The organism is Amycolatopsis sp. cg13 (genome assembly GCF_041346965.1).
GTDB lineage: Bacteria > Actinomycetota > Actinomycetes > Mycobacteriales > Pseudonocardiaceae > Amycolatopsis.
The window spans coordinates 5,491,185-5,516,009 of the sequence record NZ_CP166848.1; the positions used below are offsets into that span (position 1 = coordinate 5,491,185).

The window sequence follows — 24,825 nt, forward strand, 5'->3', positions numbered from 1 at the left end:
GAACCCCAATCGCGGAGGTCATCGATGTCCGAGCTGGATGGCTCCAGCATCCTGCTCACCGGCGGGACCGGCTCCTTCGGCAAGGCGTTCATCGCCTATGCGCTGGCCGAGCTCAACCCCAGCCGGCTCGTGGTGCTTTCCCGCGACGAGCTGAAGCAGTACGAAGCCCGGCAACTGTTCAACGACGACCCGCGGCTGCGCTGGTTCATCGGCGACGTGCGCGACCGCCGCCGCCTCGAACGCGCCATGCACGGCGTCGACTACGTCGTGCACGCCGCGGCGCTCAAGCAGGTCGACACCGGCGAGTACAACCCGTTCGAGTTCGTCCAGACGAACGTCACGGGCTCGCAGAACGTGATCGAAGCGGCGATCGACACCGGCGTGAAGAAGGTCGTCGCGCTGTCGACCGACAAGGCGTCCAGCCCGATCAACCTCTACGGCGCGACGAAGCTGTGCGCGGACCGGATGTTCATCAGCGGCAACCACTACGCGGCCGCGCACCCGACGCGGTTCTCCGTGGTGCGCTACGGCAACGTCATGGGCTCGCGCGGCAGCGTCATCCCGTTCTTCCGCAAGCTCGCCGAGCAGGGCGAGTCGCTGCCGATCACGCACAAGGAGATGACCCGGTTCTGGATCACGCTCCCGCAGGCGGTGCAGTTCGTGGTCGACTCGTTCGACCAGATGTCCGGCGGCGAGCTGTACGTGCCGCGGATCCCGAGCATGCGGCTGGTCGATCTCGCGCAGGCGATCGCGCCGGGTTCGCCGATGCACGAGGTCGGCGTGCGGCCGGGCGAGAAGCTGCACGAGGAGATGATCGCCCCCGACGACGCACGGCGGACTCTCCGGTTGACCGACCGCTACGTCGTGCAGCCGCACCTCGCGGGTTGGGGCTACGAATCGCCCGACGCCGGGGAGCAGGTGCCCGAAGGCTTCGCGTACCGCTCAGACACCAACGACCTCTGGCTCGAGGCCGACGAACTCCGCGAACTGGTCGAGCAATATGCCTGAGTTTCTCCCGTACGGCCGCCAGTCGGTCAGCGAAGAAGACATCGAGGCCGTCGTCTCGGTTCTGCGCGGTGACTGGCTCACGACGGGTCCCGCAGTCGCGAAGTTCGAGGCAGACCTCGCGGAACACACCGGCGGCACGCCAGCCGTGGCTGTCACGTCCGGTACCGCGGCCTTGCACGTCTCGTACGCCGCGGCCGGAATCGGCGCGGGTGACGAGGTCGTGGCTTCGCCGATGACCTTCGTCGCCACCGCGGCGACTGCGGCGCTGCACGGCGCGAAGGTCGTGTTCGCCGACGTCGAGCCGGACACCGGCAACCTGTCCGTCGACGCCGCCGCGGCCGCGATCACCAGCCGTACCAAGGTGGTGGCCGCCGTCGACTACGCCGGACACCCCGCCGAACTGGACACCCTGGCGAAGATCGCGCACGACGCCGACGCTCTGTTGCTGGAAGACGCCGCGCACTCCGTCGGCGGTTCCTGGCAGGGTCGACCGGTCGGGTCGCTTGCCGACCTGACCACGTTTTCCTTCTTCCCTACCAAAAACCTGACCACCGCCGAGGGGGGCGCGGTCGTCACCGGGTCCGAGGAGTTGCTGCAGCGCGCGCAAGCGTTCCGCAACCACGGCTTGGTCCGGGACAAATCCCGCCAGCGGTACCCGGACGAAGGCGCGTGGCACCAGGAAGTGCACGAGTTCGGCCTAAACTACCGGCTGCCGGATGTCCTGTGCGCCTTGGGAAGCAGCCAGCTCACGCGGCTGACGGAATTCAAGCTGCGGCGCGCCGAAATCCACGCGCGATACAACGCGGCGCTCGCAGATGTCGACGGAGTCCTGACGCCGCCACGCCGCGAGGGCGCGGATCCGGTGTGGCATCTGTACCCGCTGCGCGTGTTGGACGGCCGTCGGCGCGCGCTGTTCGACCACTTGCGGGGGCTGGGAATCGGGGTGCAGGTGAACTACATCCCGGCTTACTGGCACCCGGTGTTCGAGGACCTCGGGTACCGGCGGGGGTTGTGCCCGAACGCGGAGGCGTATTACGAGCAGGAGCTTTCGCTGCCGTTGTTCCCGTCGCTGAGTGACGCCGATGTGGACCGGGTGATTGACGGGGTGCGCGGGTTTTTCGGCATCTGACTACGGATCAGATGCCGACCTGCTAGCTCTGCTCCGGGGCAGCGGCCGATTTTTCCGGGCGCTGCCCCCGAATCACCTTCGCGTGCCACAACAACACCCCCGGCACCACAGCCAGCTCCAGCACCGTCGCAGCCCGAAAAACCGGATGCGGCACCCCAGCCCTCCGTGCCGACAGAAGCCGCGGCAGCCCACCGACAGCAGCCGTCCCCAGCACGAGCCGCGTAGTCGCCGCGCGCTTCTCCGGGCGGCGGATCGACCACCACAGCGCCAAGCCGGCCGCCGTCCAGAAGGTGTTCACGAACCGGTACTCGCTGTCCACACTGGGCGTCGTCGCGGCACCGCCCGGCGCGCGTTCCGGGCCGCCGAGGATGCCGGTTAGCCCGGAAGCCACCGGGATCGCGCCGAGCGCACCGAGGGTGGCCAGCAACGCCTTGCGGGACTTCTCGCCTGCCATACGAACGAGCCTAGATCAAATCCCAAGTCAATGCGGTGCCCTTAACCGCGTCCACTCGGAACGTCCGCCCCAGCACGTTCACGATCTCAGCCGGAGCGAGCCCGCCAGCAGGACGGATCGAGCGAACATTCTGCGCCGTAACCGGATCACCGGCCCGAACGTCCTCCACCACGTACAGCGAACGCCGCAGCCGCAGCCCTTCCTTCTCGCTCTCGCGCGGGCCCAGCACCGGCGAACCGAGCGCTTCCCACGCCCGATGAGTCTCCGTCACCAGCGCGGCCAATTCCGCTGGCTCCAGCGAAAACTCCGAGTCGACCCCGCCGTCGCTGCGCGCGAGCGTCACGTGCTTCTCGATCGCCACCGCCCCCAGCGCGACCGCGGCGACCGGTGCGCCCAGGCCCGGCGTGTGGTCCGACAATCCGACCAGCGTCCCAGTGAGCCCGGCCAGCAACGGCAACCCGCGCAGATTGCTTTCCGTCGGCGACGCCGGGTAGCTCGCCGTGCAGCCGAGCACGATCAGCTGGTCGTTGCCTGCCGAACGAGCCGTGCGCACGGCCGCGTCGATCTCCGCGACGTTCGCCATTCCGGTCGAAATCACCAGCGGTTTGCCGGTGCGCGCGCAGAGTTCGATCAGCGGCAGGTCGACGATCTCCGACGAGGCGATCTTGTACGCGGGCGCGTCCAGCGATTCCAGCAGCTCCACCGCGGTCGGGTCGAACGGGCTGGAGAACACTTCCAGGCCGCGTTCGCGGGCGCGAGCGAAGATCGGCTCGTGCCATTCCCAAGGGGTGTGCGCCTTTTCGTACAGTTTGTACAGATTTTCCCCGCCCCACAGGGAATGCCCGTCGCCGATCCGGAACGCCGGGCCGTCGACGTCGACGGTGATCGTGTCCGGACGGTAGGTCTGCAGTTTCACCGCGTGCGCGCCGGAGTCGGCGATCGCGTCCACGATGGCCAGCGCGCGGTCCAGGTCGCCGTTGTGGTTGCCGGACATCTCCGCGATCACGAACGGCGGCCGCGCCGGGCCGAGCAGGTGCTTGCCGATGCGGACTTCGGACATGGGTGGCGTCCTTCCGGTGGGGTTCAGTGCAGAGTCTTGCGCAGCCGGCGGAAGCCGTCGGCAGGGGGCGCGACCTCCAGATAACCAGCCCGCGCGAACAACGCCGCCGACGCCGCGTTGTCCTCGTGCACCGCGGCCAGCACGGCCACCGCGTCCGTCCGGGCCGCCAACGCCTGCTCACCCGCTTCGAGCACCGGACGTGCCAATCCGCGGCCACGGCTTTCCGGCGCGAGCGTGATGCTTACCTCCCACTCGCGGCCGCCCTCGTCGTCGAACCGCACCGTGCCCACCGGCTTCCCGGCCTCCTCCAGCACGAGCAGGATCCGGCCGGACGCCGCGAGCACCCCGCGCAACCAGCGCAGGTGGCTGTCCAGATCGATCACCCCGGTCGACCGCGACGCCTGCCGCGTCGCCGGGTCGTTGCGCCAGGCCAGCAACAGCTCAGCGTCGGCCTCGGTCGCGTCGCGGGCGATGACGGACGTCACTGCGCAGGCGTGAGTTTCGCGTCCTCGAGGCGGCTCAACCGCTCCTCGTACCGGGCCATCCCGGCCAGCCGGACGCGGATCTGCGCGTGCTGCCGCTGGATCTCCTCGACCAGCGAACGCGCTTCGAGAGCCCCGGCGTCGTCCGTGCGCGGCGTCATCGCGAGCTTCTCCCGGAGCGTCTCCAGCTGCTCCTCCTGCGCGGCGACGTGCGGGATCATCCGGTCCAGCTCCCCGCGGATCCAGCGGAGGTCGCCGAGCGCGGTGTCCAGCTTCTCGTCGGTCTCGGCGAGCCGGCGGCGGTGGTCGACCGTACAGTGCTCGAGCTCGTCGATGCGGGTCTCGAAGTCCTGGAACACGCCGCGCGTCCGCTCGTCGAGGCGGTAATCGACGAGGCGCGCGATCCGGGAGCCGAACAGGTTTCTGAACATCTGGAAGGGCATGACGGGAGTTCCTTCGACGAGTGCCAGCGGGCTTCAGCGGAGCAAGGTGGTGGTGCCGGTGCGGGTCCACGACTCCAGCAGCCTGCCCTCGGCGGCGATCTGGTGCTCCGGTCCCACGATGCACGAATCCCCGGCAGCGTGCTCCCACGAGGTCTGCTCCGGGTTGTCGATGAACGAGAACCCGGTCAGCACCAGCTGCGCCTCGGGGAACGAGGTGCGGGCGATCCAGGCCGCGAGCGTACCCGTGGTCGACCAGGTGGGTTCGGTGCGCGTCGGCAGGCCGAGCGCGTCCGACAGGGGCAGCACGACGTCGCGGTTCGACACCGGGACGAACCCGAGGTCGGAGGGCCACCAGCCGGGCAGCGCCTCCGGCTCCCAGTGCAGGCGACCGGGCTCGACCAGCAGATACAGCCGGGAGCGGTAGTCGCGGAAGACGTGCCGGGTAGCGCGCACGGCCCGGTTGAAGACGACCGTGTGCACCTTGCGGCCGGTGATGTCCGGTCCGTCCGGTTCGTCGACAACGAACCCGTTGACCCGAATGACCAGGTCACAGTCGTCAACCGCCTTGGCGCGGGCCGGGTCCGGCTCCAGCGGCTGGTTGCCGACCACGGCGACCGAACGCGGGTCCGGCCGGTCCGCGTACGCCGAGAGGAGGTCGACCATGAGGCTCGCCGCACCGAGAGCAGCAGTCATAAGGGAAGAAACTACCAGGACACCAGGAGACACCCGGCCCGTATCGCCCGTATCCGCACCAGGGCCGCCGTGCGGTGGGGCCGGGGCGAGCCGAGGCCGGTGTGTCCCATCGGTACCCTCGTCCACGTGCATGCCACCAGCACGGTTCACGCAGCCGAACCCGATGTCTCGACTCCGGTTCCACCGTCGTCGGACAGCAAGACGTTCGGGCGTGCGATCGACGACATCAAGACCGGTTTGGCCTCCCGCGAGCTGTGGACCCATCTCGGCTGGCAGGACATCAAGCAGCGGTACCGGCGGTCCATCATCGGGCCGTTCTGGATCACCATCAGCCAGGGTGTCATCGCGCTCGGCCTCGGCCTGCTGTACTCGCAGCTGTTCCGCACGCCGATCGAGGTGTTCCTGCCCTACCTCTCCACCGGCTTCATCATCTGGGGCTTCATCCAGGGCTGCCTCACCGAAGGCATGGAGACGTTCATCGCGAACGAGGGGCTGATCAAACAGGTCCCCGCGCCGATCAGCGTCTACGTGCTGCGCACGATCTGGCGGCAGACGCTGTTGCTGGCGCACAACATGATCGTCTACGTCGTGCTGCTGATCATTTTCTTCTCGGCGCTCGATTCCCCGTATTCGCTCGGGTCGAAAGACGGCGTGTGCGTACCGGACAAGTTCTGTCACCCCGGCCTGAGCTGGAACATTTTCCTCGCCATTCCCGGGTTCGTGCTGCTCGCGCTCACCGCGGGCTGGGCGGCGCTGCTGCTCGGCATCATCTCGACGCGGTTCCGCGACATTCCGCAGCTGATCAACTCGCTGATCCAGCTGATGTTCTACGGCACCCCGATCGTCTGGCCGGTCGACCAGCTGCTGTCCGGCGGCGCGCGGGACGGTGCGTCGTGGGCGCTGCCGATCATCAAGCTCAACCCGCTTTACCACTACATGCAGGTGGTGCGGTCGCCGCTCATCGGACAGGCGGTGAGCTGGACCAGCTGGGTCGTGGTCGGCGGGCTCACCGTGGTCGGGTGGGCGCTCGCCCTCGTCGCCATGCGCAATTACCGGTCTCGCGTCTCGTATTGGGTGTGACAGATGGTCAGCATTGACGTCCACAACGCGTACGTGGACTTCCCGATTTTCGACGCGAAGACGCGTTCGATGAAAAAGCGCGTGCTCGGCAAGGTCGGCGGCAAGATCAGTTCCGACCAGAAGGTGCCGATAATCGAGGCGCTGCACGACGTGTCGATCAGCCTCCGCGAAGGCGACCGGGTCGGCCTGGTCGGGCACAACGGCGCGGGCAAGTCCACGCTGCTGCGGCTGCTCGCCGGGATCTACGAGCCGACCCGCGGCTCGTCGCGGATCGTCGGGCGGATCGCGCCGGTGTTCGACCTCGGCATCGGCATGGACCCGGAGATCTCCGGCGTCGAGAACATCCTGATCCGCGGCCTTTTCCTCGGCATGAGCGCCAAGGAAATGGAGAAGCGGGTCGACGACATCGCGGAGTTCACCGAACTCGGCGACTACCTGCAGATGCCGCTGCGGACGTACTCCACTGGCATGCGAGTGCGGCTCGCGCTCGGCGTGGTGACCTCGATCGACCCGGAGATCCTGATCCTCGACGAGGGCATCGGCGCGGTCGACGCGGCGTTCCTCAACAAGGCCCGCGACCGGCTCAAGGACCTGGTCAAGCGCTCCGGCATCCTGGTGTTCGCGAACCACTCCGACGAGTTCCTGATGGAGCTGTGCGACACCGCGATCTGGATGGACGAGGGCCACGTCAAGAAGCAGGGTTCGCTGCGCGAGGTGCTCACCGAGTACAAGGGCCGCGACCCGTTCGAGAACATGAGCCAGGAAGGTCTCGAGCGCCTCGGCATCGAGCCCGCGACCACGACGAACGGCGGGGAATGATGACCGGCGAGACGCGAGAGCTGCCCGAGGGCGCCGTCGTCGGCGTGGTGGTCACGCGGCACCGGCGCGAGCTGCTCGCGGACTCGCTGAAAATCATCGCCGCACAGACCCGGCCGGTCGACCACCTCGTGGTGGTGGACAACGGACCGGACAAGTCCGCGCGAGACGTGGTCGAGGCCTACCCGCTGCCGTACACGTACCTGCCGTCGCACCGGAACCTCGGCGGCGCGGGCGGTTTCGCGCTCGGCATGCTGCACGCCCTGTCGCTCGGCGCGGACTGGGTCTGGCTCGCCGACGACGACGGCCGCCCCGCGGACGAGCACGTGCTCGAGATCCTGCTCGAGGAAGCCGAAAAGCGCGGCCTCGCCGAGATTTCCCCGGTGGTGGCCAACATCGACGCCCCGGCGAAGCTGGCTTTCCCGCTGCGCCGCGGCCTCACCTGGAAGCGCTCGTCGGCCGAACTGGGCACGGATTTCCTGCCCGGCATCGCGTCTTTGATGAACGGCGCACTGTTCCGTTCGTCCACTTTGGACGTCACCGGCGTGCCCGACCTGCGCCTGTTCTTCCGCGGCGACGAGGTCGAACTGCACCGCCGCCTCGTCCGGTCCGGCCTGCCGTTCGGCACGTCGCTGCGCACGACCTACCTGCACCCCGACGGCTCGGACGAATTCAAGCCGATGCTGGGCGGGAAATTCCACGCACAGGACCCGGAGAACGAGGTCAAGCGGTATTACACGTACCGCAACCGCGGGTATTTGCTGTCGCAGCCGGGAATGCGGAAGATCGGAGCGCTGGAGGTTGTGCGCTTCGGCCTGTATTTCGTGGGCGTGAAGCGGGACCCGAAGGCGTTCCTGCAGTGGCTGAAGCTGGTCCGGCAGGGACGGGCGGAGAAGTTTTACCGGTACTGAACCGGTGAGTCCGTTGTGGACAGTGCGCTAACCCCACCGTCCACAACGGACATCCAAGCTATTCCCCGATGACCGGCGGCGCGGAGCGATGTCCGCTGCCGAACACCTCGTCGTCGTCCTCGATTTCCATCACGAACGCGGGCTGGTTGAGGCTGTCGTCGTACGGGCGGGCTCCGAAGCCCATGCCCGGGCGGGCCGGGGCACCGCCCATGCCGCCGGCCGCGACGTCGGCCGCTCCTGGCTCCATTGCGCCGTCGCCGGGGCCGAAGGAGCCACCGCCTCGGCCGATCTTGCTCTGGTGTTCCTCGTCGGCGCCGAAACCTCCGCCGCCACCGCCCATCATGCCGCCCATGGGCATCGCGCCCATGCCCATTCCGGCCGCTCCGGCGTTGCCGCCGCCCGGGGCCGACTGCGCGGCGGGCGGGGCGTAACCGGCCGCCGTTGTCGCGCTGTCCGGCATCGCCTGGTGCACCGCGCCGGTGAACTGGCTCGGGCCGCTGACCGTCGGGGCGCTCGCGTGCCCAGCCACCGCACCGCCGCCGCCAGCCGCGGAGGCCGAGCCAGCGTCAGCCACAGCAGGAGCAGGGCTGGCCGGAACGGGAGCAGGAGCAGGAGCAGCGTCGTGGTGCTCAGGACCAGTCGGCATCGCCACCGCGGCACCGCCACCGGCCGCGACGCCGAACTTCGGCGGGTGCGCGAAAGCCGGCTGCTTCGAACCGGTCTCGTGCAGCGAAGCGTCGTACTTCGACATCGTCTCCGCGGCCTGTTCGTGCGCGGAACGGCTGTCCTGCTGCTTCTTCAGCGTCGCGTCGATCTCATTGCTCATTTCGAGCGGAGTCGCGTGCGACCACTTGTCGAATTCCTCGGACCAGTCGAACGGGACCGCGTCCGGCATCGAGTGCTTCGCCGCCTGCGCGGCGGACGCCTGCTCCTCAATGATCTGCGCGGCCAGTTTCGCGTTCTGGCCATTCGCCTCGGCCCATTCGGCGAGGCTCACGAAATACGCCTGCGCACCGGCCGCGGCCTCGCCGCTCCAGGCGTGCGCGGCCTTCTTCACGGCCTCGCCCAGCTGCGTCGCGAACTCCTCGAACGCTTTCTGCACCTCGGTGTACGCGTGCGAGACTGAGGAAACCTGCTCCACGTCGAGATTCGTCTCGACGTACGACTTCAACTGCTGATGCGGGTGCCCGAGGTAGTCGGCGTCCGACGGCGCGAGCCCCGGCTGCGGCGTGCTCATTCGGTGCTGCCCTTCACGGTGCGGTGGGAGTCGATGGCCTGGCTCTCGTTCTCGGTGTAGACCCCGCCGGCGCGCGCGAGGGCTTCGTCGGCCTCCTTCAGGATCCGGCCGAACTGGTCCAGCACGTCGAGGGCCGCGCCAGGGGAGTCAGAGCCGCTCTTGCGGTCGTGCTCGGCCACGGTGTGCCCGTACGGGTGGCTGCCGAGCTTCGGCGCGGTTGTCAGCGCCTGGGTCTGCGGCTTGAGCCGTTCGAGGCGCGTGACCATGTCGGTGAGCGCTTTGCGCAGGTCACCGAGTGCGTCGCCGTCGATGCTGAACCCGCCGGCTTTCGCGGTGCCGGCCAGCTTGTGCGTTTCGGCCGCGGCTTCGGCGATGCCCTTGGCGTTCAGCCCGCCTGCCGCCAGCGGATCAGTGCTCATGCGCCGGAGTTTACCGACGCGAGCCGCTCCGGTCAGGCGTTTGCCGAATAGCCTTCAAGCTGGGTGAACAGTTGTTGGGCCAGACGGGCATTGTCCGCCGGGGCGTAGGTGAGCCAGCGGTTGCCGTCGCTGGAATCGCGCGTGCTGAGCAGGTAGCGGCCGAGTTCGGTGTCGAACCACGCCAGCGACGGCAGCGCCCGCTCGTGGCCGTTGCCGTCGCTCACGTACGGCGTGAACTGGCCGACCGCCAGCCGCGGCTTCTCGAAGATCCGCTGGACGGCCCTGAGCTGCGGATTGTGCGTGCGCGGGCCGCTGACCCCGGCGAACGGGTCGTACGCGTCGCCCCGCACCGGCTGCTTCGACGGCCGCGCGACGGTCACCGACTGCCCCGCCGCGGCGGGCGTGAGCGGCAGCAGGTCGACGATCGCCGGGACGATGCCGGTCGGGCGGACCTCCTCGAAGCTGAACATCCCGTCCCGCTGGACGACGAGCACCGCGAACTGGCCGTTGGACGCCACCCGCGCGAACAGCTGCTCGTCGCCGATCTTGGCCGCCGCGGACACCGCGAGGCCGGGCTTGGCGAATGTGGCGAGCGCGATCTCGACGTCGTCGTCGATCGTCCCGCGCCGCAGCAGGCCGCGGCTGTCGAGGTCGCGGAAGACGGCGTCGCGCACGGCGGCGCGTTCCTCGCCGGTGATGCCGATGTGCGGCACCACGAACGGCAGCGGCGCGCGGCCGAGCCCGAGTTCCGCCAGCAGGAGATCCACCGCTGCCGGTGACAGCGTCAACGTGTACGGCACGACCCACCCCTAAATCCGGTCTCTCCCCGGCGAAACCGTAGTCCACTCCGCACCGTCGCGGCCATCGGCGTCATCCGGAGCGCGGTGATCGGATTCCGTTCAAGAAGTAGGCGGTGCGACGGTCGTAGGCATCCCGGGTAGGCCGTTCGCCGTGTTTGAGGGCGAGGGCGGTCTCGACGACGAACGCGTGCAGGTCGCCCGCCGTGAACTCCGGCCGCACCGCACCGAAGGCCCGCGCCGCCGCGACGAGTTCTTCGTTGGCCTCGCCTCCGACCCGGCAGATCTCCATGAGCTGCGGCGAGTTCGGATAGGTCTGCAGCAGGACGTCGTTGACGGAGGGCTGGCGGTACTGGAGATCGCGCAGCGCGGTGACGTAGCCGTCGATCCGCTCGCCGATGTCGTCGACGGTCCGCATGTGGTCGATGACCGCGAACAGCTCCGTCGCGACGACCTCTTCGACGACCGCCTCGATGAGCCCGATCCGGCCGCCGAACCGGTTGAAGATCGTCGCCTTGCTGACTCCCGCCGCCTTGGCGACCTCCTCCAGCGGGACCGTCAGGCCCCGTCCTTGGAAGGCGCCGATGGCAGCGGTTCGGATCTGCTCGGAATTGCGCCTGGCGTCGGCGCGCAGCCGGGATTCCGCGGGCACCGCGACCTCGTCTCTCCACGTAAGTTGACTACCCCGGTCAGCTTACCTAAAGTCGGTGGCAGAAGAAGTTGACTCGCATAGTCAACTTAAGCTCCCGAGGAAGAGACCAGGGGAAATGATCGTTGTCACCGGGGCAACCGGCGGACTGGGCAGTGCCACCGTCGAGCACCTCCTCAAGCGCGTACCCGCAGGCCAGATCGGCGTCAGCGTCCGCGATCCCGCCAAGGCGCGGCACTTCGCCGACCGGGGCGTCCGCGTGCGACAGGGCTCCTACGAGGATCCGGGCGACTCTTTCGCCGGTGCCGATGAGGTCCTGCTGATCTCCGGCAACGACCCCGCCGCCGACCTGGTCAGCCTGCATCGACGCGCCATCGACGCGGCCGTCGCGGCCGGTGCTCGGCGGATCCTCTATACGAGCCAGCACGGCGCCGCCCCCGGCAACCCGTACGGGCCGTCAGACCTCCACCTCGCCACCGAAGCGATCCTCGGCGACTCCGGAGTCGCCTGGACCGCACTGCGCAACGGTGCTTACGGCCCGCTCGACCAGGTGCTCGGCCCGTGGCAGCGGACCGGCGAGATCGCTCAGCCAGCAGATGGACCCGTCCCGTACACCGATCGCTCGGACATCGCCGAGGCCACCGCGGCCCTTCTCGCCGGTGACCGCTCCGTCGACGGCCCCGCCACCCTCGCCGCACCGACCGCCGTCACTTTCGACGATTTCGCCAAAATCGCTTCCGACCTCACTGGTCGCACCATCAATCGCGTGGTCCTGGACGACGAGCAATGGGTTGCCGAACAAATCGCGAACGGTGTCCCGGAGCAGGCGGCCCGGTTCATGCTCACCTGGTACCAGGCCACCCGAGCCGGTTATTTCGCCGAATCGGGCCCGCTGCTGGCCGAGCTTCTCGGCCGCGAACCCCGCACCGTCGCGGACCGGCTTGCCGAAACCGCGTAGCCCGGCTTCCGCTGTGAGCGGATCCGCTGTCGGCGAACCGCTCTTGCCGCCGATGATCACCCACTGCTGCCATGAAGGCATGGCAGATCCCAAACCAGCACTGGTCCTGCACCTCTCGGCAGGCGGAGAGCCGCTGATCTTCCCGCTCACCGCCGACAGTTCCGAGACTGTCCAGGAAAAGCTTCCCGACCTACTCAAACACGGCGGCGTCCACTCGCTCGAAACCCGGGACGGCAACACTGTTTCCGTGAATTTCGTCCACGTGGCAGCCGCCTATGTCGACGATTTGAGCCGAAAGGGCAAATTCGGCCTGTCCGTTTAGCGTCGCGCGAGTTCGAGCAGCCCGGCGCGGATCTCCGGTCTGCTCGCGGCGACAAGCAGGAACGTCGCTTCGCGCACCAGACGGCCGGCGTGCGCCCCGGCCAGCACCGCGCGGCTGCCCGTCGCGGCGGCGAGCGCGCCCGCCGACCGGTACGCCAGGTCGGCTCCGGCCGCGCGGGCGGCCGGGAGCGTGGCCGGGTCGGCGAGACCGGCGTTGAGGCGACGCCGGATTTCGTCCTGTTCGGACCGCAACGCCGTCGCCGTTTCCTCCTCGCCAGCGGCCTCGATCAAGGTGGCGCACCGCTCGGCCAATCCAAGCGGCGCGCACCCGTTGAGCCGGGCCGCGAACGTATTGCCAGCCACGAATTTGTCATAGCTGACCTGGGCGAAAACCGATTCGTCGGGAATGAAGTGATTGTCGAGCTTCAGCCGTACCGTCGCGGTGCCTTGCGCGGCCATGAGCGTCAACGGTTCGGCGACCAGGCTGTGTCCGACTATCGGCGACACCAGGGCATTGACCACCGTGTCACCGTCGCGGCCGGACAGCTGCAGCAGATCGATCGCGTCCCAGCCACTCACGAACGGCGCTTCGCCGTCGAACCGATAACCGCCGTCGACGCGCTCGACCCGCACTCGCGGCGGCGTCGGAATCACCCCCGCGTACGCAACGCCCGCGCGCAGCCGTCCGCTGATCAAGTCCGCCAGGTACCGCTCGCGCAGGTCCTCCCGGTCCGTCGCGGCCAGCCCGGCGACGAGACCGTGGTGCTGCAGCCAGGTGAACGCGGTGCTCAGGCACCCGCCGGCCAGCGCTTCGAGCACGCCGACCAGCTGGTCGAGGTCCACCCCGGAATCGGGCGCGGCGAGACCGTAGAACCCTTCCTCGGCGAGCGCGTCGAAATGCGACCGCGGCACCACGCCGTGGCGGTCCACCTCGGCGGCCGCGGGAAACAACAGGTCGTCGGCGAGAGCGCGCGCACGGGAAACCAGGTCGGCCATGAAACCAAGCTACCCAAAAAGACAAAAAGGGCGTCTCGCCGAACGCGAGACGCCCTTTTCGGACCAGCTCAGCCGATCACAGCTCGTAGAGCCGCTTCCAGTTTTCGCGCGAGGTCAGTTCCGGCATCGCGCGCTTGTACTGCTCCTGCACGCCCGCGCCTTCCTTGCGCAGCCGGTTGATCACCTTCGCGCCGCGCTTGGCGAGGTCGAACATCTTGACCTTGTCGTAGCTGCGCACGCGCACGCCTTCCTGCGACGCGTCGGTGACCACGGCGGTGTCGAACAGCGCGATGTGCCACCAGTGCGCCTCGTCGATCGGCACCGCGCCGAGCCCGAAGCGGCTGCGGCCGAGCGCCTTGTCGAGGATGCGCTTGATCAGCACGAGCCGCTGCATGCTCGGCCGCGGCGCGCTGTTGATGATGCCGATGTCGTTGGACGCGATGCCCGGCACGTCAGTGGCCTTGTGCCGCTTGGTCTCCGGGTACGCGTCGCGGATCCGGCGGATCTCCTTCATCGCCTCGACGCCGCCGTCGCGCAGGACCTCCGGGCCCTCCAGGAAGTCCTCGACCGCCTTGATCAGCGTCGCGGACAGGCCGTACTGCATGCCGAGCAGGTAGCGCACCAGCTGCGCCATCAGCACGCGCGAGAGCAGGTTCAGGTTGAACGGCGAGTGCAGCGCGGCGGTGATGATCGAGTTGCGCAGGTTGAAGTACCGGTGCCACTCGTCCCAGTCCTTCCAGTGGAAGTCCGCGTGCCACACCCCGGCGCCCGGAAGGGTCACCGTGGGGAAGCCGTATTCGCGGGCGCGGTAGGAGTACTCCGCGTCGTCCCACTGGAAGAAGAACGGCAGCGGGTAGCCGATCGCCTTGACGACCTCGTACGGGATCAGGCACGACCACCAGCCGTTGTACCCGGCGTCGAGGCGGCGTTCCTGGCGGTTCGGGTTGCCGTCCTCGTCGACGCCGAGCAGGTCCGCGGTGGACAGCGAGTGCTGCACCGGCTGCCCCGGCTCCAGCGTGTTCAGCCGGGCGTACTCGGCGCCGACGTGCAGCTGGTTCGGGTGCAGCAGGTTGAGCATCTGGCCGCCGACGATGATCGGGTTGGCCGAGCGGTTGGAGAACGCCGTCATGCGCACGACGAGGTCCGGCTCGAGCAGCACGTCGTCGTCCATGAACAGCACGTTCGCGTGCTCGGTGGCGGTGTGCCCGGCCACCTCGTACAGGCCGCGGGTGAAGCCGCCCGCGCCGCCGAGGTTCGGCTGCTTGATGTAGTGCAGCTTCTCGCCGAGATCCTTCGCGACCTGCTCGAAGCCCTCGCGCGATTCGACCAGGTCGGTGCCCTGGTCGGCGACGTAGATGGCGTCGAGGGTGTCCAGCGAGGACACGTCCGCGGCGAGCGCCTGGAGGTTCTTCAGGCAGTCGTCGGCGCGGTTCATCGTGCAGATGGTGACCGCGGTCGGGCGGATCGTCTCCGGCGCGTCGACGGTCCAGCGGACCTGCTCGACCCGCAGCGTCTGGCCGCCCTCGGTCTCGAGGTCGAGCCACAGCGCGCCGCCGTCGTAGAACTTGTCCAGCTTGCCGGTCAGCTCGACCTTGGCGCTCTTCGCGCCGGAGACCTGCTGCGCGTCGACCACGCGCGGGTCGCCGAGCATGTCGGAAGCGCCCAGCGACAGCAGCCCGTCGCCGGTGACGACGGCTTCGAGCTTGACCTCGGTCGCGGTGGTCCAGCGCTGCCAGTAGCTCGCCGGGAAGCGGCCGAAGTAGGTGTTGCCGGTGACCTTCGCGGACGGCTCCAGCGTCACGCTGCCGCGATCGCGCTGGGCGTTGCCCTGCAGGACCTCGGCGTACATGTCCTTGCTGACGATGGGAGCCGGCCCGGCGTACAGCCCGCGCTGGGCCGTGAGCCTGCCTTCGGGGGCGTGTTCGGCGAACCGCGTCTGGCCTGCGGGGGCCGCCTCCGCGACCGGGGCTGCTTTACCGGGCATCGAACTCAGTTCTCCTTTACCGGCCGTACACGGAACACGACCCACTTGAGCATCACGAAATTGATCACGGTGGCCGTCCCCTGGGACACGACCCAGGCGAGCGTGGCCTTCCACGCCATCTCCGGCAGCACGTTCAGCATGAGCCGATTCACGCCGATCGTCACGAAGAAGGTCACCGCGTACAGCAGAACGAACCCGCCGACCTGGGCGTTCCCCTCGCGCTTGCCCGCAGCGAAGGTGAAGCGCCGGTTCAAGAAGAACGCGGTGGTCGTGCCCACGATGAAACTGATCGCGCGCGCGATGTCCACCCACGGCGTGGCGTCCATGCCGACCGCACGCAGCAGCGAGTACGTGCCCAGGTCGAGCAGGGCGCAGAAGCCGCCGATCGCCGCGAAGCGGATCAGCTGGCCCAGCAGCCCGGGGCCCCCGGGCGCCTGCTGCGCTTGGTCACTCTGCGGTTCTGTAGCCACCACTTGGAATACCTTCTCGGCCTATTGCGTCAGTGTCCGTATTACCCACTTCGACGCTCGGACGCTTGTGCCTTGATGCGCAAAGTGTAGAAGCGGGCACTTCAGGGTCACGTTCCGGGCGGTGTTCGGCGTGGCTACCCTGGTCCGCGTGACCCAAGCACCCGAGACACAGCGCCGCACGCTCACCGGCTGGGGCCGCACCGCCGGGACCGTCGCCGACGTGCTGAGCACGCGCGACGTCGAGGCTATCGCCCGAGCCGTCGCCTCCGCAGGCCCGCGCGGGGTCATCGCCCGCGGCCTCGGCCGGTCCTACGGCGACCCGGCGCAGAACGCGGGCGGCCTGGTCGTCGACATGACCGCGCTCGACCGCATCCACTCGATCGACCCGGACTCCGGCCTCGTCGACCTCGACGCGGGCGTCAGCCTCGACAAGCTGATGCGCGAGGCGCTGCCGTACGGCCTGTGGGTCCCGGTCCTGCCGGGCACCCGCCAGGTGACGATCGGCGGCGCGATCGCCAACGACATCCACGGCAAGAACCACCACTCGGCGGGCAGCTTCGGCAACCACGTGGTGTCGATGGACCTGCTCACCGCCGACGGATCCGTGCGCACGCTCACCCCGGAGGGCCCGGATTCGGAGCTGTTCTGGGCGACGGTGGCGGGAATCGGACTTACCGGGATCATCGTCCGCGCGACCGTGCGGATGAAGAAGACGGAATCGGCCTACTTCTACGTGGACGCCGACCGCACCTCGAACCTCGACGAGACCCTCGGGCTCTTCACCGATGGTTCAGACCTCAACTACGACTACTCGATGTCGGTGCCGGACCTGATCTCGTCCGACAGCCGCCTCGGCCGCGCGACGTTCTCCCGCGGTTCGCTCGCGAAGCTCGACCAGCTGCCGCCGAAACTGCGCGCCAACCCGCTGCGCTTCGACGCGCCGCAGCTGCTGACGCTGCCCGACGTGTTCCCCAGCGGTCTGGTCAACAAGCTGACCTCGACCATGATGGGCAACCTGTGGCAGCAGACCGTGCCCAAGAAGGGCGCGCGCGGCAAGATCCAGAACCTGACGCAGTTCTACCACCCCCTCGACATGCTGAGCGAGTGGAACCGCGGCTACGGCAGCAAGGGCTTCCTGCAGTACCAGTTCTCCGTGCCGTTCGGCGCGGAAGAGCAGCTCAAGGGCATCTGCCGGGCGATCTCGCGGTCCGGGCACTACTCGTTCCTGAACGTGTTCAAGCGGATGGGCGACTCGAACCCGTCCCCGATGTCCTGGCCGACGCCGGGCTGGATGCTGAGCGTCGATTTCCCGATCAAGAACGGGCTCAGCCGGTTCTGCGAGGAAATGGACGAGATGGTCCTGGACGCGAACGGCCGCTTGTACACCGCGAAGGACTCGCGCACCTCGCCCGAGACGTTCGCGAAGATGTACCCGCGGCTGGAGGAGTGGCGCAAGGTGCGCGCTTCCGTTGACCCCGAAGGCGTTTTCGCCTCTGACATGAGCCGGAGGCTCGCACTGTGATCGACGCGGTCGGTAACCCCCAGTCCCTGCTGCTGCTCGGCGGCACGTCCGACATCGCGCTGGCGATCGCGGAGAAGTACCTCGCGGAGAAGCCGCTGCGGGTCGTGCTGGCCGCCCGTCCTTCGCCGCGGCTGGAGGAAGCCGCGCAGCGCCTGAAGGATCGCGGTGCCGAAGTGTCCACAGTGGCCTTTGACGCGAAGGACCTGGCGTCGCACCCGAAGGTGCTGGACGAGGCGTTCGCCGGCGGCGACATCGACGTCGCGGTGGTCGCGTTCGGTCTGCTCGGCGAGGCCGAGGAGCTGTGGCAGGACCACGGCAAGGCCGTTGAGCTGGCGACGGTCAACTACACCGCCGCGGTGTCGGTCGGCGTGGCACTCTCGGAGAAGCTGAAGACGCAGGGCCACGGCAAGGTCATCGCGCTGTCGTCGGTGGCGGGCGAGCGGGTTCGCCGGTCCAACTTCGTGTACGGCTCGACCAAGGCCGGTTTCGACGGCTTCTACCTCGGTCTCGGCGAGGCGCTCGCGCCGCACGGCGTGCAGGTGACCGTCGTCCGGTCGGGCCAGGTCAAGACCAAGATGACCGCCGGAATGAAGGACGCTCCGCTGACCCGGACCGCCGAGCAGGTCGCCGACGTGGCGGTCGACGCGGCGCGCAAGGGCAAGGAGCTCGTCTGGTCGCCGTCGGAGTTCCGGCTGGTGATGTCGATCCTGCGGCACGTGCCGCGGAAGATCTTCCGCAAGCTGCCGGTCTGACGTTTTCGCGGCCCGGCCTCCACCATTCGGTGGATGCCGGGCTGACCAGCTCGACGATGTACTGAGGACCCCCGAGCGCCGAAACTCGGGGCATGGGGAAAGAATTCCGCTCGTCGCTGGCCGCGCTGCTGATCGACCTCGGCGCGCCAGTCGGCGGCTATTACCTGCTCCGCGCCTTCGACGTCCCGCCGGTGTGGGCACTGCTGCTCAGCGGCCTGCCGCCCGCGCTGCGCGTGCTGTACACGCTGGTAACCCGGCGTCGCGTGGACGGGATCGGGCTGCTCGTCCTGATGTTCCTGGCCGTCGGTTTGGCCACCACGCTGATGACCGGCGACGCGCGGCTGATGCTCGTGCGCGGTGCCTGGTTCAGCACGCTGGCCGGGGTCTGGCTGCTCGCGAGCCTGGTCGTCGGCCAATATCCGACGACCTATCAAGCGGCCCGCGCCTTGCTGCCCGGCCGTGGCTCCCGGCTGGACGCGGCGTGGGATGAGCGGCCGTCGTTCCGCCGGGCGTGGCGGGCGCTGACGGTGGTGTGGGGCGTCGGCAGTTTGGTCCACAGTGGACTGAGCATCGGGATGGCGTACACGCTGCCGGTCGACGACGTCCCCGCGCTCGATGCCGGGCTGTCGATCGCGTTCTTCGTGGGGCTGCAGGTGATTACGCAGATTCTGCTGATTCGCGAGGGCACGCTTCGTCAGGTGCTGCGGCCGTCCACAGTGGACTGATCACCCGACGGCGGACGCAGCCCGTCCACCAGCCGGGCGGGATTCACGCCGAGACCGTCGGCGAATTTGAGCAAGTTGTGCAGATTGATGTTGCGCAGCCCGCGTTCGACCTGGCTCACGAACGTCCAGTGCACTCCGGCCAGTTCGGCCAACTGTTCCTGACTCAGCCCCGCCTCGTTGCGGAATTCGCGCACGCGTTCGCCAACGGTGCGCGTCGCGGCGGAGATCGGAGGCTTGGCCATCGTCGGTTAATCACACACGTCTACCGCCGCCAAGGCCAGAGCAGGAATAATCAGAGCATGAATGCCTATAGCGTTCACGTCTAGCCGGAGGTGGCTTTCCAGAATTGCTACCTGTCCGCAATTGCTGACACCAACACCACGCGGGTAATCAATCGGCTACCGTGCTTATGGCGATTGCGAGAGGGGGCGCGGGTGCGGGAGGACGTCGGCCAAGCGGTGACCCTGCCCGTCGAAGCGCTCTCGGTCGTCTGGGACATGCTCGATCTCGGCGAACAGCATCCGATGCTGCGCGCGAAGCGAGTCTGGGTCAAAACCGGCGCACACCGCGAACTTCACGCCGCCACCATCAATCTCCTCGCCCGGCTCGGCCTCGCGGACAACGACGCACCGTCCGCGTATTTGCGCACCACCCTGCAAGTCCTCGCCGACGCCGAACGCGAGTACTTCGCCTGGTCGGCATTACGCGGCGGAATCCAGCGGACCGGCATAGTCGCGCAACGAGAACAAGCCGCGATTCTGATTTCCGCGCAGGACGGCCTGGTCGAAATCCAGCCAGCCGCACCGACCCGGCTGGCCACGACGCTTTTCGGCACGCTTCCGCAAATCCCCGGCGCGCCAGTGCGGTCCGTTTCGGTCACACCCGCGACCGACTCCGCCCCGGACCCGTTCGACGAGACCAACAGCCACGAATACCTCGCCTCGACGCTGAATCAACCAGCGGAAGCAACGCACGAGCTCTACGTCGGCCGCCGCGCGAACGGTCGGCACCTCACCGGCGGCCCGATTCTCGCCGCCGACGTGAAATCCGGCCGAATTCTCACCTACCGAACGACCGACGGCCGGACCGAACTCATCCCCGGCACCCCGCGAGCGATCGTGAAGATCCTCAACGACACCTTCGCCGCGCTTTAACCCAGCACGACCGGGCAATGCGGATTCGGCGCCTCCGCCAATTCGATCATCGTCTCCAGCCGCTCCCGCGTGCGTTCGAGACCGGAGATGTACTCGTCCAGCCGGGCTTTCTCCGTGCGCAACCGAGCGCGCGACTCCGGCGTGCTGACGCCCGCGTGCAGGCACGGCATCAACTCGCGGATAGTCGCACTGGACAGCCCGGCCGCGTAAAGCTGCTGGATCAGCCCGACCCAGGACACCGCATCGTCGCCGTACCGCCGCTGCCCGCCGGCCGTGCGCGTCGACTCGAGCAGCCCCTGCTGCTCGTAGTAGCGCAGCGAACGCACGCTGACCCCGGCGCGCTCCGCCACCTCTCCGATCCTCATCCGCAAGCCTCCGCCGTGATCCGCACAACAAACACGAGAACCTGACACCGACGTCAGGATTCAGGATAGCTGTTGTCCCCTTCCGACGGCTTTTCCCAGGAGAACCCCATGCAGATCACAGGCTCAACCGCGCTGGTCACCGGTGCCGGACGCGGACTCGGCACCCACTTCGTCCGCGCCCTGCTGGAGCGCGGCGCGGCGAAGGTCTACGCCACCGCTCGCCGCCCCCTCGACCTCGACGGTGCCGTGTCGCTGCAGCTGGACGTCACCGATCCGGACTCGATCGCAGCCGCCGCGGCCGCCGCCCCGGACGTCAACCTGCTGATCAACAATGCCGGAATCGCTGGCTTCACCGACCTGGTGACTGGCGATCTGGCCGAGATTCGCCGCGAAATGGAGACGAATTTCTTCGGCCCGCTCCAGGTAACCCGCGCATTCGCGCCAGGACTGAAAGATGGCGCGGTTCTGAACGTGCTGTCCGCCCTTTCTTGGGCGACCTACCCGGGCTCGGCGGGATACGCGGCATCGAAATCGGCGGCGTGGAGCCTGACCAACTCGGTGCGGCTGGAGCTGCTGGCCCAGCGCACGCTGGTCAGCGGCCTGGTCATGGCCAGCACCGACACCGACATGATGGCGGGCTTCGACATCCCGAAGAACGACCCGGCCGAGGTCGTCCGGCTCGCGCTGGACGGCCTGGAAGCGGGGGAAATCGAGATCATCGCGGACGCGGACAGCGCGACCGCGAAAGCCGCGCTGTCCGAGCATCCGACGGTTTTGTACCCGGCACTACTGGGCGAATAAGGTCTTGCGGGCAGGGATTCTGCGCGAAAGGCTCGATCAATTCCCAGAGCCGGTGTTGCCGCCATTCCCGTTGCCGAACCCGGGGCCGTTGTTCTCGTTGCCGCCGTTCTGGCCGTCCGGGACGCGGTGGCGCTGGCCGGGACCGCCGTCGTTGAAGCGGTGGCCGCCCTGGTGCTGACTCATGCCGGGGCGGCCGGAGTGGTGCGTCGCGGCCATGACGCCGCCGACGATTCCGCCGCCCACGGCCAGTCCCAGGACGCCCACCGCGACCAGTTGCGTCGCCCGGTGGGCCACGAACCGGCGGAAGCCGCTCTGCTTCGGCGGCGGCAGCGGCATGCCCCACGGACCGGGTTGGGCGTAAGGGCCGGGCTGAGGCGGTTGCTGAGCGGCCTGCTGACCCGCTTGAGACGCCTGCTCGGCAGACGACGCCGGTTGGCCCGCCTGCTCGGCTGACGGCCCGGGCTGGTGCAGCTGGCTGGTCTGCTCGGCGGGCGGTACCGGCTGACTCGGCTGAGTGGCCTCCTCAGCCGACCCCGGCTGACCAGCGGAAGCTGCGGAAGCCCCGCCCAGGTCCCCGGTCCGGCCGAACTGCTCGGTCGGTTCCTGCCCCGCGGGCCCGCCGGTCGCGCCAGTGCCCGCAGGCTCGCTGGGCGAGGGGTTCTCGTTGTAGTTCATCGTCGGTCCTCCGGGCTGAGCGGGTGGGAGGCGGGGTGTCCCGGCTCCCACCCTGAGGGTGACCGTCGATGCTGTGGAGAAGCTGAATCCCAGCTGTCTAAATCCGCGCGCCGTTCACAGGTAGAACGACAGGAACAGGGTCACGACCCAGGTCGCGCCGAGCACCTGCAGCACGCGGTCCTTCAGGGCGATCTCGTCGGGCGCGCCCGCGTTGCCGCCGTCCACGTCGACCGCGTAGCGGAGCACCGCGATCACGAACGGGACCATCGACACGACCGCCCACACCGAGTTGTGCTCGGCCTGGCGGATCTCGAACGCCCACAGGCAGTAGGACATGATCAGGATCGCCGCGGACGTCGCCCACACGAAGCGCAGGTAGCTCGCCGAGTACTTCTTCAGCGAGGACCGGATCTTCGCGCCGGTGCGCTCGAACAGCATGATCTCCGCGTAGCGCTTGCCCGCCACCATGAACAGCGAGCCGAATGCCGTGACCAGCAGGAACCACTGCGACATCGCGATGCCGCCCGCGACACCGCCGGCCACCGAGCGCATCAGGAAGCCCGAGCCGACGATCGCCAGGTCCACCACCGGCTGGTGCTTCAGGCCGAAGCAGTAGCCGAGCTGGACGGCTTCGTAGACCGCCAGCACGATGGCGAGGCGCCAGTCCGCCGCGAACGACACGGCGAGCCCGGCCAGGAAGAACACCACGGCTGACGCGTAGGCCACCGGGACCGGGACGATGCCCGCCGCGATCGGGCGGTTGCGCTTCGTCGGGTGGGCCCGGTCGGCCTCGACGTCGACGGCGTCGTTGATCAGGTAGACCGACGAGGCGGTGAGCGAGAACGCCACGAACGCGATCAGCGCGTCGATGACCAGCTCGGTCCGGTTCGTCGCCTTGGAGAACGCGAAGAACGGCGCCGCGAAGACGAGGACGTTCTTCACCCACTGCTTCGGCCGCGCGGTTTTGATCACCCCGAGCACGAGACCCACGGGGCTCGGGCCGGAAGACGGCGCCGGGGCGGCCGGGGCCGAGGCCGGAGCCTCAGCCTTCTCGGCCTTGTCGGTGGTTTCTTGCGCCACGTCGGTCTTGTCGGCAGCCGGTTCCGTCGCTTGCGCGGATTCGGCCGTACCGGACGCGTTTTCGGTTCGCTCGTCGGTCGTTTCGCTCATCGCTTCTTGGTCAGCTTCCGTCGGATCAGACCGCCGACGACGCCTCCCAGGGCGGCTCCGGCCAGAACGTCTGTCGGATAGTGAACGCCGAGCAGCAGCCTCGAGGCGAGCATCGGCGGTACCAGGGCGGGGACCAGGTTACGCCCGGTCAATCCGGAGTAGAGCACCGCCGCCGCTGTCGTCGACGTCGCGTGCGACGACGGGAAGCTCAGCTTGCTCGGCGTGCCGACCAGAACCTCCACGCTGGGATGGTCCGGACGGCGCCGCCGCACGACGCGCTTCACGGCGATCGACGCGGCGTGCGCGCCCACCACTCCGGCCGACGCGACCAGCCAGTCTTTGCGCCGGTCGCGGTCCACCGCCGCTCCGAGCAAGCCCAGCGCGAACCATCCCGCGCTGTGCTCCCCGAACAGCGACATTCCCCGCGCGACCTGCACCGTGCCGGGCTTCTTCAGCACCTTCTGGGTGCGGGAGAGCACAGCCACTTCACCGCGCGGGGTGTCTTTCTCAAGCATCGATCGACCCGTCCAGCGGCGCACCGTCGGTCAGGTGCGGGGCGATCTTGTTGTCGAACATCGACAGCGCCGACCCGATCGCCATGTGCATGTCGAGGTACTTGTACGTGCCAAGACGCCCGCCGAACAGCACGTTCTTCTCGCGCGCCTCGGTCTTCGCCAGCTCGCGGTAGCTTTCCAGCTTCTCGCGGTTCTCGGCGGTGTTGATCGGGTAGTACGGCTCGTCGTCTTCCTTCGCGAAACGGGAGTACTCGCGGAAGATGACCGTCTTGTCCTTCGGGTAGTCCCGCTCCGGGTGGAAGTGGCGGAACTCGATGATGCGGGTGTAGGGGACCTCTTCGTCGTTGTAGTTGACGACCGAGGTGCCCTGGAAGTCACCCGTCTGCGCGACCTCGGACTCGAAGTCGACGGTGCGCCAGGTGAACCGGCCCGCCGAGTAGTCGAAGTAGCGGTCCAGCGGCCCGGTGTAGACGGTCGGGGTGCCCGCCGGGATGTGCTCGCGGACGTCGAAGTAGTCGACGTTCAGCCGGATCTCGATGTTCTCGTGCTCGGCCATCTTCTCGAGCCACGCGGTGTAGCCGTTGACCGGCAGGCCCTCGTAGGTGTCGTTGAAGTACCGGTTGTCGAAGGTGTAGCGGACCGGCAGCCGGTTGATGATGTTCGTGCCGAGGTTCTTCGGGTCGTTCTCCCACTGCTTCGCGGTGTATCCGCGGATGAACGCCTCGTAAAGCGGGCGGCCGATCAGGGAGATCGCCTTTTCCTCGAGGTTCTGCGCGTCCTCGGTCCGGAACTCGGCGGCCTGCTTCGCGATGAGCTCGCGCGCCTCGTCCGGCGTGTGCGACTTGCCGAAGAACTGGTTGATCAGCCCGAGGTTCATCGGGAACGAATAGACCTGGTCCCGCACCCTGGCGAAGACCCGGTGCTGGTACCCGGTGAACTCGGTGAAGCGGTTGACGTAGTCCCACACCCGCTTGTTGGACGTGTGGAAGAGGTGCGCGCCGTAGCGGTGCACCTCGATGCCCGTTTCGGGCTCGACCTCGGAGTAGGCGTTGCCCCCGAGGTGGTGGCGGCGCTCGAGGACCAGGACCTTCTTGCCCAGCTCGGCCGCGGCCCGTTCGGCGATGGTCAGGCCGAAGAAACCGGACCCGACGACGACGAGGTCGTAACCGCGAAAGTCGTCTTCAGTAATCTTGGCGGAGTTCGTGTGCTCGCTCACGGGCGCTCAGGGTACGCAGTCGT

30 protein-coding genes are annotated in these 24,825 nt (G+C 68.2%); 12 read left to right on the top strand and 18 right to left on the bottom strand.

The window, feature by feature from the left end:
- Positions 1-24 precede the first annotated feature (24 nt).
- Both pseB and AB5I40_RS25455 read left to right on the top strand, forming a co-directional pair.
- Positions 25-1,008, top strand: a complete 984-nt coding sequence (pseB, locus tag AB5I40_RS25450) for a UDP-N-acetylglucosamine 4,6-dehydratase (inverting) (protein ID WP_370932551.1) — start codon at positions 25-27, stop codon at positions 1,006-1,008.
- Positions 1,001-2,137, top strand: coding sequence for a DegT/DnrJ/EryC1/StrS family aminotransferase (locus AB5I40_RS25455; protein ID WP_370932552.1), 1,137 nt, complete (start codon positions 1,001-1,003; stop codon positions 2,135-2,137). The genes pseB and AB5I40_RS25455 overlap by 8 nt, the downstream gene beginning before the upstream one ends.
- 22 nt (positions 2,138-2,159) lie before the next feature.
- On the opposite strand, the gene AB5I40_RS25460 is transcribed toward AB5I40_RS25455, so the two are convergent.
- The 5 genes from AB5I40_RS25460 to AB5I40_RS25480 are packed head-to-tail and all read right to left on the bottom strand — an operon-like array spanning position 2,160 to position 5,239.
- Positions 2,160-2,591, bottom strand: coding sequence for a DUF4345 domain-containing protein (locus tag AB5I40_RS25460; protein WP_370932553.1), 432 nt, complete (start codon positions 2,589-2,591; stop codon positions 2,160-2,162).
- Positions 2,592-2,601: 10 nt separating this feature from the next.
- Positions 2,602-3,651: a pseudaminic acid synthase gene (pseI, locus tag AB5I40_RS25465; RefSeq protein ID WP_370932554.1), complete on the bottom strand. Its 1,050-nt coding sequence runs from the start codon at positions 3,649-3,651 to the stop codon at positions 2,602-2,604.
- Between the two features lie 23 nt (positions 3,652-3,674).
- Positions 3,675-4,136, bottom strand: coding sequence for an N-acetyltransferase family protein (locus tag AB5I40_RS25470; protein WP_370932555.1), 462 nt, complete (start codon positions 4,134-4,136; stop codon positions 3,675-3,677).
- Positions 4,133-4,576, bottom strand: coding sequence for a hypothetical protein (locus AB5I40_RS25475; RefSeq protein WP_370932556.1), 444 nt, complete (start codon positions 4,574-4,576; stop codon positions 4,133-4,135). Before AB5I40_RS25475 ends, AB5I40_RS25470 begins: the two co-directional genes overlap by 4 nt.
- Before the next feature lie 33 nt (positions 4,577-4,609).
- A complete protein-coding gene (locus AB5I40_RS25480; RefSeq protein WP_370940605.1) occupies positions 4,610-5,239 on the bottom strand; it encodes a hypothetical protein in 630 nt (209 codons plus the stop codon).
- Positions 5,240-5,395: 156 nt separating this feature from the next.
- Between AB5I40_RS25480 and AB5I40_RS25485 the strand changes: the two genes are divergently transcribed.
- The 3 genes from AB5I40_RS25485 to AB5I40_RS25495 are packed head-to-tail and all read left to right on the top strand — an operon-like array spanning position 5,396 to position 8,076.
- Complete coding sequence (locus tag AB5I40_RS25485) at positions 5,396-6,349, top strand: ABC transporter permease (protein WP_344281686.1); 954 nt, start codon at positions 5,396-5,398, stop codon at positions 6,347-6,349.
- 3 nt (positions 6,350-6,352) lie between these two features.
- Positions 6,353-7,168, top strand: a complete 816-nt coding sequence (locus AB5I40_RS25490) for an ABC transporter ATP-binding protein (RefSeq protein ID WP_344281688.1) — start codon at positions 6,353-6,355, stop codon at positions 7,166-7,168.
- Positions 7,168-8,076, top strand: coding sequence for a glycosyltransferase (locus AB5I40_RS25495; protein WP_370932557.1), 909 nt, complete (start codon positions 7,168-7,170; stop codon positions 8,074-8,076). Before AB5I40_RS25490 ends, AB5I40_RS25495 begins: the two co-directional genes overlap by 1 nt.
- Positions 8,077-8,134: 58 nt before the next feature.
- On the opposite strand, the gene AB5I40_RS25500 is transcribed toward AB5I40_RS25495, so the two are convergent.
- The 4 genes from AB5I40_RS25500 to AB5I40_RS25515 form a co-directional block, all read right to left on the bottom strand.
- Complete coding sequence (locus AB5I40_RS25500; protein WP_370932558.1) at positions 8,135-9,313, bottom strand: hypothetical protein; 1,179 nt, start codon at positions 9,311-9,313, stop codon at positions 8,135-8,137.
- On the bottom strand, positions 9,310-9,732 hold the full coding sequence (locus tag AB5I40_RS25505; protein ID WP_370932559.1) for a hypothetical protein: 423 nt from the start codon (positions 9,730-9,732) through the stop codon (positions 9,310-9,312). The genes AB5I40_RS25500 and AB5I40_RS25505 overlap by 4 nt, the downstream gene beginning before the upstream one ends.
- A 32-nt stretch (positions 9,733-9,764) precedes the next feature.
- Positions 9,765-10,532, bottom strand: a complete 768-nt coding sequence (locus tag AB5I40_RS25510) for an ESX secretion-associated protein EspG (protein ID WP_370932560.1) — start codon at positions 10,530-10,532, stop codon at positions 9,765-9,767.
- A 70-nt stretch (positions 10,533-10,602) separates the two neighbouring features.
- Complete coding sequence (locus AB5I40_RS25515; protein WP_370932561.1) at positions 10,603-11,181, bottom strand: TetR/AcrR family transcriptional regulator; 579 nt, start codon at positions 11,179-11,181, stop codon at positions 10,603-10,605.
- A 115-nt stretch (positions 11,182-11,296) separates the two neighbouring features.
- Between AB5I40_RS25515 and AB5I40_RS25520 the strand changes: the two genes are divergently transcribed.
- Complete coding sequence (locus AB5I40_RS25520; RefSeq protein WP_370932562.1) at positions 11,297-12,136, top strand: NAD(P)H-binding protein; 840 nt, start codon at positions 11,297-11,299, stop codon at positions 12,134-12,136.
- 79 nt (positions 12,137-12,215) lie between these two features.
- Positions 12,216-12,458 carry a hypothetical protein gene (locus tag AB5I40_RS25525; protein WP_344282872.1) on the top strand — a complete coding sequence of 81 codons (243 nt, stop codon included), beginning with the start codon at positions 12,216-12,218 and terminating at the stop codon, positions 12,456-12,458.
- Here AB5I40_RS25525 and AB5I40_RS25530 read toward each other — a convergent pair.
- The 3 genes from AB5I40_RS25530 to AB5I40_RS25540 all read right to left on the bottom strand — a co-directional run bounded on the left by AB5I40_RS25530 (position 12,455) and on the right by AB5I40_RS25540 (position 15,910).
- Complete coding sequence (locus AB5I40_RS25530) at positions 12,455-13,453, bottom strand: acyl-CoA dehydrogenase family protein (protein WP_370932563.1); 999 nt, start codon at positions 13,451-13,453, stop codon at positions 12,455-12,457. The two genes, AB5I40_RS25525 and AB5I40_RS25530, sit on opposite strands and share 4 nt — an antisense overlap.
- A gap of 76 nt (positions 13,454-13,529) precedes the next feature.
- Positions 13,530-15,437 (bottom strand): glycosyltransferase, encoded by a 1,908-nt coding sequence (locus tag AB5I40_RS25535; protein ID WP_370932564.1) that lies wholly within the window; start codon positions 15,435-15,437, stop codon positions 13,530-13,532.
- A gap of 5 nt (positions 15,438-15,442) precedes the next feature.
- On the bottom strand, positions 15,443-15,910 hold the full coding sequence (locus AB5I40_RS25540; RefSeq protein WP_370932565.1) for a GtrA family protein: 468 nt from the start codon (positions 15,908-15,910) through the stop codon (positions 15,443-15,445).
- A 145-nt stretch (positions 15,911-16,055) separates the two neighbouring features.
- Here AB5I40_RS25540 and AB5I40_RS25545 point away from each other — a divergent pair, with 145 nt between their 5' ends.
- From AB5I40_RS25545 to AB5I40_RS25555, 3 genes are all read left to right on the top strand, one after another.
- Positions 16,056-17,429, top strand: coding sequence for an FAD-binding protein (locus tag AB5I40_RS25545; protein ID WP_370932566.1), 1,374 nt, complete (start codon positions 16,056-16,058; stop codon positions 17,427-17,429).
- Positions 17,426-18,181 carry a decaprenylphospho-beta-D-erythro-pentofuranosid-2-ulose 2-reductase gene (locus AB5I40_RS25550; protein WP_370932567.1) on the top strand — a complete coding sequence of 252 codons (756 nt, stop codon included), beginning with the start codon at positions 17,426-17,428 and terminating at the stop codon, positions 18,179-18,181. The genes AB5I40_RS25545 and AB5I40_RS25550 overlap by 4 nt, the downstream gene beginning before the upstream one ends.
- A gap of 92 nt (positions 18,182-18,273) precedes the next feature.
- A complete protein-coding gene (locus tag AB5I40_RS25555) occupies positions 18,274-18,906 on the top strand; it encodes a VC0807 family protein (RefSeq protein WP_370932568.1) in 633 nt (210 codons plus the stop codon).
- Here AB5I40_RS25555 and AB5I40_RS25560 read toward each other — a convergent pair.
- Complete coding sequence (locus tag AB5I40_RS25560) at positions 18,876-19,148, bottom strand: helix-turn-helix domain-containing protein (protein ID WP_370932569.1); 273 nt, start codon at positions 19,146-19,148, stop codon at positions 18,876-18,878. The two genes, AB5I40_RS25555 and AB5I40_RS25560, sit on opposite strands and share 31 nt — an antisense overlap.
- Before the next feature lie 192 nt (positions 19,149-19,340).
- On the opposite strand from AB5I40_RS25560, the gene AB5I40_RS25565 reads away from it, so the two are divergent.
- Positions 19,341-20,060 carry an ESX secretion-associated protein EspG gene (locus AB5I40_RS25565; RefSeq protein WP_370932570.1) on the top strand — a complete coding sequence of 240 codons (720 nt, stop codon included), beginning with the start codon at positions 19,341-19,343 and terminating at the stop codon, positions 20,058-20,060.
- On the opposite strand, the gene AB5I40_RS25570 is transcribed toward AB5I40_RS25565, so the two are convergent.
- Positions 20,057-20,425: a MerR family transcriptional regulator gene (locus tag AB5I40_RS25570; RefSeq protein WP_370932571.1), complete on the bottom strand. Its 369-nt coding sequence runs from the start codon at positions 20,423-20,425 to the stop codon at positions 20,057-20,059. The genes AB5I40_RS25565 and AB5I40_RS25570 overlap by 4 nt on opposite strands.
- Before the next feature lie 108 nt (positions 20,426-20,533).
- Between AB5I40_RS25570 and AB5I40_RS25575 the strand changes: the two genes are divergently transcribed.
- A complete protein-coding gene (locus tag AB5I40_RS25575; protein ID WP_370932572.1) occupies positions 20,534-21,226 on the top strand; it encodes an SDR family oxidoreductase in 693 nt (230 codons plus the stop codon).
- Positions 21,227-21,262: 36 nt separating this feature from the next.
- On the opposite strand, the gene AB5I40_RS25580 is transcribed toward AB5I40_RS25575, so the two are convergent.
- The 4 genes from AB5I40_RS25580 to glf form a co-directional block, all read right to left on the bottom strand.
- Positions 21,263-21,901 carry a hypothetical protein gene (locus AB5I40_RS25580; RefSeq protein WP_370932573.1) on the bottom strand — a complete coding sequence of 213 codons (639 nt, stop codon included), beginning with the start codon at positions 21,899-21,901 and terminating at the stop codon, positions 21,263-21,265.
- A gap of 114 nt (positions 21,902-22,015) precedes the next feature.
- Positions 22,016-23,071: a decaprenyl-phosphate phosphoribosyltransferase gene (locus AB5I40_RS25585; protein WP_370932574.1), complete on the bottom strand. Its 1,056-nt coding sequence runs from the start codon at positions 23,069-23,071 to the stop codon at positions 22,016-22,018.
- The gene (locus AB5I40_RS25590) at positions 23,068-23,586 is read right to left on the bottom strand and encodes a phosphatase PAP2 family protein (protein WP_344281746.1); all 519 of its coding nucleotides are present in this window, start codon (positions 23,584-23,586) and stop codon (positions 23,068-23,070) included. Before AB5I40_RS25590 ends, AB5I40_RS25585 begins: the two co-directional genes overlap by 4 nt.
- Complete coding sequence (glf, locus tag AB5I40_RS25595) at positions 23,579-24,802, bottom strand: UDP-galactopyranose mutase (RefSeq protein WP_370932575.1); 1,224 nt, start codon at positions 24,800-24,802, stop codon at positions 23,579-23,581. Before glf ends, AB5I40_RS25590 begins: the two co-directional genes overlap by 8 nt.
- Positions 24,803-24,825 lie beyond the last annotated feature (23 nt).

Bases quoted from the DNA above. Each gene is read 5' to 3' on its own strand.
- pseB (WP_370932551.1), top strand. From the start codon at position 25: ATGTCCGAGCTGGATGGCTCCAGCATCCTGCTCACCGGCGGGACCGGC.
- AB5I40_RS25455 (WP_370932552.1), top strand. From the start codon at position 1,001: ATGCCTGAGTTTCTCCCGTACGGCCGCCAGTCGGTCAGCGAAGAAGAC.
- AB5I40_RS25460 (WP_370932553.1), bottom strand. From the start codon at position 2,591: ATGGCAGGCGAGAAGTCCCGCAAGGCGTTGCTGGCCACCCTCGGTGCG.
- pseI (WP_370932554.1), bottom strand. From the start codon at position 3,651: ATGTCCGAAGTCCGCATCGGCAAGCACCTGCTCGGCCCGGCGCGGCCG.
- AB5I40_RS25475 (WP_370932556.1), bottom strand. From the start codon at position 4,576: ATGCCCTTCCAGATGTTCAGAAACCTGTTCGGCTCCCGGATCGCGCGC.
- AB5I40_RS25480 (WP_370940605.1), bottom strand. From the start codon at position 5,239: ATGGTCGACCTCCTCTCGGCGTACGCGGACCGGCCGGACCCGCGTTCG.
- AB5I40_RS25490 (WP_344281688.1), top strand. From the start codon at position 6,353: ATGGTCAGCATTGACGTCCACAACGCGTACGTGGACTTCCCGATTTTC.
- AB5I40_RS25495 (WP_370932557.1), top strand. From the start codon at position 7,168: ATGACCGGCGAGACGCGAGAGCTGCCCGAGGGCGCCGTCGTCGGCGTG.
- AB5I40_RS25500 (WP_370932558.1), bottom strand. From the start codon at position 9,313: ATGAGCACGCCGCAGCCGGGGCTCGCGCCGTCGGACGCCGACTACCTC.
- AB5I40_RS25505 (WP_370932559.1), bottom strand. From the start codon at position 9,732: ATGAGCACTGATCCGCTGGCGGCAGGCGGGCTGAACGCCAAGGGCATC.
- AB5I40_RS25520 (WP_370932562.1), top strand. From the start codon at position 11,297: ATGATCGTTGTCACCGGGGCAACCGGCGGACTGGGCAGTGCCACCGTC.
- AB5I40_RS25525 (WP_344282872.1), top strand. From the start codon at position 12,216: ATGGCAGATCCCAAACCAGCACTGGTCCTGCACCTCTCGGCAGGCGGA.
- AB5I40_RS25530 (WP_370932563.1), bottom strand. From the start codon at position 13,453: ATGGCCGACCTGGTTTCCCGTGCGCGCGCTCTCGCCGACGACCTGTTG.
- AB5I40_RS25535 (WP_370932564.1), bottom strand. From the start codon at position 15,437: ATGCCCGGTAAAGCAGCCCCGGTCGCGGAGGCGGCCCCCGCAGGCCAG.
- AB5I40_RS25555 (WP_370932568.1), top strand. From the start codon at position 18,274: ATGGGGAAAGAATTCCGCTCGTCGCTGGCCGCGCTGCTGATCGACCTC.
- AB5I40_RS25560 (WP_370932569.1), bottom strand. From the start codon at position 19,148: ATGGCCAAGCCTCCGATCTCCGCCGCGACGCGCACCGTTGGCGAACGC.
- AB5I40_RS25570 (WP_370932571.1), bottom strand. From the start codon at position 20,425: ATGAGGATCGGAGAGGTGGCGGAGCGCGCCGGGGTCAGCGTGCGTTCG.
- AB5I40_RS25575 (WP_370932572.1), top strand. From the start codon at position 20,534: ATGCAGATCACAGGCTCAACCGCGCTGGTCACCGGTGCCGGACGCGGA.
- AB5I40_RS25580 (WP_370932573.1), bottom strand. From the start codon at position 21,901: ATGAACTACAACGAGAACCCCTCGCCCAGCGAGCCTGCGGGCACTGGC.
- AB5I40_RS25585 (WP_370932574.1), bottom strand. From the start codon at position 23,071: ATGAGCGAAACGACCGACGAGCGAACCGAAAACGCGTCCGGTACGGCC.
- AB5I40_RS25590 (WP_344281746.1), bottom strand. From the start codon at position 23,586: ATGCTTGAGAAAGACACCCCGCGCGGTGAAGTGGCTGTGCTCTCCCGC.